The sequence below is a fragment of the Prevotella sp. MGM2 genome (assembly GCF_002933955.1).
GTDB lineage: Bacteria > Bacteroidota > Bacteroidia > Bacteroidales > Bacteroidaceae > Alloprevotella.
Window position 1 is genome coordinate 1 of the sequence record NZ_BEWW01000061.1, and the last position, 5485, is coordinate 5485.

Consider the following 5485-nt stretch of genomic DNA (forward strand, 5'->3'; position numbering starts at 1 on the left):
TGCTCGACGGGGTCAAACTCACGCGCCTTTTCCATCCTGCAACGATACAGAGATATTTCAGGAACAATTCCTTTGCCAACAAACAAAAAGACGTAATTTTGCCTCCGATATGACAAAAATTAAAATTAACGGAGCTCAGGCCTGGTTTTTGGCCGCACGCCCTAAAACTTTAACAGCCGCACTCATTCCGGTGGCAGCGGCATCAGCTCTAGCCTTTTCCAACGGACATCTTGAATGGCTGCCCACCTTGTTGTGCGTATGTTTTGCAGCCTTAATGCAGATTGCAGCCAATTTCATCAATGATCTGTTCGATTTCCTCAAAGGCACCGACGGCAAAGACCGGCTCGGCCCGGAAAGAGCATGCGCACAGGGCTGGATAACACCACAGGCCATGCGCAAAGGCATTATTCTGACCATTGTGCCAGCTTGTGCCGCAGGGCTGGGGCTACTCCCATTCGGCGGATGGGGGCTGGCCATATTGGGGATCTCCTGTATCATTTTCGCATTCCTCTACACAACATTACTGAGTTACTGCGGGCTGGGCGACCTGCTGGTATGGGTTTTCTTTGGCTTTGTTCCTGTTGCCGGAACCTATTATGTTCAAGCCGGCCAGCTCATTCCTGAAGTCTGGTGGCTGGCTGCAGCCTGTGGTTTGGTTACAGATACATTGCTGGTTCTCAACAACTATCGTGACCGCGATACCGACCGCATATCGGGCAAACGCACACTCATCGTGACTATGGGCGAACCTTTCGGCCGTTATTTCTATTTTCTGCAAGGAGTGGCCGGCTACCTCTGTGTAGCAGCCCTTGCCCTCTACGGCCACACATGGGTTGCCATACTTCCCATGTTTTACCTGCTACCCCACTACTTAACCTGGCGTAAAATGGTGGAGATCAACCACGGACGTGAACTGAATAGAATATTAGGATTCACATCGCGCAACATGCTTACCTTTGCCCTTTTGGTGGTTGCCGCCTTTATTGCTGAAAAACTACAATAAGAAAAATGCCACAGAGGCATATACATTTTCAAAAGCCGGCAGATTCCCATCAGCCGGCTTTTGTCATATCTCTATAATACGCCGTATTCTCTCAAACGCATTACTCCACTTTTCTTTTACCCTCAGCGAGTTCTATGATTTCAAGATCTTTAAACTCGCGCCCATCCACCGTAAAACGCACAATGGTACGCACCTTCTGCCACCCTTGAATTCCTGCAGCTCCCGGATTAATATGTAAACAATTGAGCGTGCGGTCATAAAGAACCTTGAGGATATGTGAATGTCCGGATATAAACAGATGCGGCGGATTTACATAAAGCGTTCCGGCAATGCTCCGGTCATAACGTCCCGGGTAGCCACCAATATGCTTTATCAGGACATCGGCCTCCTCACATTTGAAACGCAGCACCTGCGGATAAAAACGCCGTAAATCGCCGCCGTCAATATTGCCGCAAACCGCCCTCAGACAAGCAATGCCTGACAAACGTTCCGCCAACTCCATTGTTCCGATGTCTCCGGCATGCCAGATCTCATCACAGCCGCCGAAATACTCCGCATAACGTTCGTCCCAATAGCCATGGGTGTCGGACAACAAGCCAATACGTTTCATATCATTATGCGCCCACCCTGACGCCTAATTTTTTCTTTACAAATTCTTTAATGAATGTTGCCGTACCTTCAATGCCAAGCACGGAAGAATTAATACAAAGATGATAAGTATCCGCGGCGCCCCATAGTCCCGGACTGTAAAAGTTATAGAAGTCCGCGCGCTGGCTGTCACCTTGCTCCATAATGCGCCGGGCAGTCTTTTCATCAACTCCCTGAGCGCGGCAAATACGTTCCAAACGATCCTCAACGTCAGCGGCCACAAAAACATTAACACAGCGCGGAAAGTCACGCAAAACATAATCGGCACAACGGCCTATGAATATACACGAGTGCTCAGCCGCAGCCTTACGGATGGCATCACTCTGCAGGCGGAAAAGATTCTCTTCGCTCAAAGGATTCGTTTCAAAATCCGATGTACTGCCGAAAAACGGCCAGATATTGCCCAATACCGAACGGAAGAAACCTTTATGCTCGTCATTACGTTCGAATACCTCCTTGCAGAAGCCGCTTTCCTTGGCAGCCAAAGCTAATATTTCCTTATCATAATAGGCGATACCGAAATCTTTAGCCAAGATATGGCCAATGGCACGCCCGCCGCTACCCAGCTGGCGGCCTATGTTGATAACAAATTTTTCCATTCTACTGTGGTTTAATTGTTTTTTTAATTATCATTCCGCGTTATCGCCGGTAGCGGCTTTACGGAATTTCTTGACGTGAATCAACAGCATCACAGCAGCCAACACTGCTGCCGAAGCATCGGAAACGGGCATGGCGCTCCACACTCCCAGCACTTTATCCTCAAAAAAATGAGGCAAAACAAGCAACAGGGGAAGCAGGAATATGAGTTGTCGTGTCAGCGAAAGGAATATGCTCTTTCCGGCGTAACCGATACTTTGGAAAAACGCCGTTGAGACAATCTGCATGCCGATGAGCGGGAAAAACAATACAATGATGCGCAATCCGCGCGCAGCCTCATCAATCAATTCGGGAGCATCCTTGGCAAACAGCGACACGCAAGGTCTGGCAAAGAACACTCCAACGACAAAGCCCACTGTCGTGATGCAAGTGGCCACGATTGTGGCCTGCTTCAACACGGTGAGAAGCCGGTCATACTTCCGAGCGCCGAAATTATAGCCGGCAATGGGCTGCATACCCTGATTAAGACCGATGACAACCATAACGATGAAAAGCACCAGGCGGTTGGTTATGCCGAAAGCACCGACGGCGATATCGCCGCCATACTGCGCCATGCTGCGTGTCACTACTATAGCAACAGTGCAGGCGCACAGATTAATGAGAAACGGAGGTAATCCTATGACCAGCGACTCCCGTACGATGCGCCGGTCGACATGCAGGATTCCCCGGTTAAGATGAATCAGTTCGTCTTTATTGGAAAACAGCCGCAACTGCCACATCAGCATACATACCTGAGCCAGGATCGTTGCCATGGCGGCTCCCCGTATGCCCCACCCCAACACGAAAATGAATACCGGCGCGAACACGCAGTTCAACCCCACAGTCCCGAAAGTAGCATACATAGCTTTCATGGGCCGGTTGGTAGAGCGCAGCAGAGCGTTGAGTCCCAGATAAAGATGCGTCACAACGTTTCCGGCCAGAATAACGGTCATAAAGTCGTGGGCGTAAGGCAAGGTGGCCTCACTAGCACCAAAAAAACGCAGGATGGGAGAAAGAAACACCTGAAGCAAGAATCCTAGAGCCAGTCCCATAACGACATTCATTATCACGACATTGCCGAGGATTTTCTTAGCGGTTCCATAATCTTTCTGCCCTAATCTGACGGACATGAGCGTTGAAGCTCCCACTCCGACCATAGCACCGAAGGCTGCGGTAAGCGACATGACAGGACCTGTCAGCGCCAACCCCATAATAGCTTCCTTTCCCACTCCCTGCCCGATAAATATGCCGTCGATGATATTATAGACGGAAGATGCCGTCATAGCTATAATGGCGGGAATGGCATATTGCATCAGCAATTTTCCTATGGGTTTCTCACCCAAGGCATTGAATTTTTCTGTCTGTTCCATAATGTTAAATGCAGATAAACGATACGAGACCGTTTCCGGTAAAATCTTCCTGAATGTAAAACTGACGGGTAAAAGGACTGGCGTAGTTTCCGTCATCCTGTTACCCGTCAGCAGTATCTTTCAGCTTCAGTCAGAAGCAGCCCGTGCCGTCGAAACAGTGAGTGCAGAGTTTGCACTTCGGCAATCCGATAGCCTTGACCAGCGTTTCGAGTTTGTTAAACCGGAGTGAGGTCAGGCCGAATCGTTCGCGGATGATTTCCACCATTTTTTTATACTCCGGCGAATCAGTTTGCGCATATTTCTCCAGGTTCTTGCCCGCGTCACCCTCGAGTTCCTTAATAATGCGGCGAGTGATGAGCTCCATGTCGCTTTTGGATGAGGTGAAGCCTATGAACGGACAACCATAGATAAGCGGCGGACAGGCTATGCGCATGTGCACCTCTTTGGCGCCATAGTCAAAAAGCCCTACAACGTTGTCACGCAGCTGCGTGCCGCGCACGATGGAATCATCGCAAAAGAGCACGCGTTTGTCTTTCAGCATCGCTTTGTTGGGTATCAGTTTCATGCGTGCCACGAGCGATCGCATTTCCTGATTGGCCGGTGTGAAACTGCGGGGCCAGGTAGGGGTGTATTTGGAAATGGCACGCCGGTAGGGCCGTCCCATGCCGGCGGCATAGCCCAAGGCCATTCCCACGCCTGAATCGGGGATGCCACACACGCAGTCGACCTCCGACTCATCTTCCTCGCCCATCATGCGTCCGCTTTCATAGCGTACCTGCTCAACGTTGCGGTCTTCGTAGGAAGAGGTGGGAAAGCCGTAATATACCCATAAGAAGGAGCATATCTGCATGTGTTGTTCCGGAGCACGCAATTGTTCCACCCCCTCCGGACGTATGCGGAGAATCTCGCCCGGACCAACATAACGGTCGGTCTCATATCCCAAATTGGTGAAGGAGGTAGACTCGCTCGTAGCGGCATAAGCCCCATCCTTGCGGCCGAGCACGATAGGTGTGCGCCCCCATTTGTCGCGTGCGGCTATGATGCCGTCGTCGGTAAGGAGAAGCATGGAGCACGACCCCTTCACGTGGTTGAACACATTCTCTATGCCTTCCTTGAAGGTGCGTCCCTGAATGAGGAGCAGGGCAATCAGTTCCGTCTGGTTGGTCTTGCCTGAAGAAAGCTCGGCAAAGTGCATGTTCTGGTCAAGGAGTTTTTTCTCCAGTTCCTCTATGTTTATGATTTTGGCCACAGTCACGATGGCAAACCGTCCCAAATGGGAACTGATCACCAACGGTTGCGCATCGTTGTCGCTGATGATTCCTATGCCCGACGTGCAGCCTTCGAAACGGCTGAGCGTGGGTTCAAATTTCGACCTGAAATAATCTCTTTCCAAATTATGGATGGAACGAATAAAAGCATTCTTCTCTTTATGGAATGCCGCCATGCCGCCACGGCGTGTGCCCAAGTGTGAGTTATAGTCCGTTCCATAAAAAAGATCGGCCACACAACTTTGCATCGATACGGTACCAAAAAATCCTCCCATGTGTGTGCAGGTAATGATGTTTGTTTTTGATTGCGCCTGCAAAGGTACTACAAAGTAGCCGATTGAAGAAAGGCAACCGGCCATTTCTTTGAGACAAAAAACAACGTCCACTTCCTTCTTTGCCGGCCGGCCGTTATCCCAACAGCGGTTTTCCAAGAGAAAATAAGGATCGTCTCATCCCCGTCACAAGGTATTGCAACATTAACATTTTTAACTTTCCGTTACATTTCAAAGTGTTAAAACATAGGTTGTAAGTATTGGGAATTGAAAAGTCCTTATTGGATT

At 49.8% G+C, this 5485-nt stretch carries 5 protein-coding genes; 1 reads left to right on the forward strand and 4 read right to left on the reverse strand.

Going from position 1 to position 5485, the window contains the following annotated elements:
• The first annotated feature begins 109 nt into the window (after positions 1–109).
• On the forward strand, positions 110–1003 hold the full coding sequence (gene menA / locus C5S62_RS01455; protein WP_104403756.1) for a 1,4-dihydroxy-2-naphthoate octaprenyltransferase: 894 nt from the start codon (positions 110–112) through the stop codon (positions 1001–1003).
• Between the two features lie 100 nt (positions 1004–1103).
• Here menA and C5S62_RS01460 read toward each other — a convergent pair whose 3' ends face one another.
• The 4 genes from C5S62_RS01460 to C5S62_RS01475 form a co-directional block, all read right to left on the reverse strand.
• Positions 1104–1613 carry a metallophosphoesterase gene (locus tag C5S62_RS01460; protein WP_104403757.1) on the reverse strand — a complete coding sequence of 170 codons (510 nt, stop codon included), beginning with the start codon at positions 1611–1613 and terminating at the stop codon, positions 1104–1106.
• A 4-nt stretch (positions 1614–1617) separates the two neighbouring features.
• A complete protein-coding gene (locus C5S62_RS01465) occupies positions 1618–2250 on the reverse strand; it encodes an AAA family ATPase (RefSeq protein ID WP_104403758.1) in 633 nt (210 codons plus the stop codon).
• A 30-nt stretch (positions 2251–2280) separates the two neighbouring features.
• The gene (locus tag C5S62_RS01470) at positions 2281–3657 is read right to left on the reverse strand and encodes an MATE family efflux transporter (protein WP_104403759.1); all 1377 of its coding nucleotides are present in this window, start codon (positions 3655–3657) and stop codon (positions 2281–2283) included.
• 130 nt (positions 3658–3787) lie between these two features.
• Positions 3788–5200, reverse strand: a complete 1413-nt coding sequence (locus C5S62_RS01475; protein ID WP_104403760.1) for an amidophosphoribosyltransferase — start codon at positions 5198–5200, stop codon at positions 3788–3790.
• Positions 5201–5485: the final 285 nt, after the last annotated feature.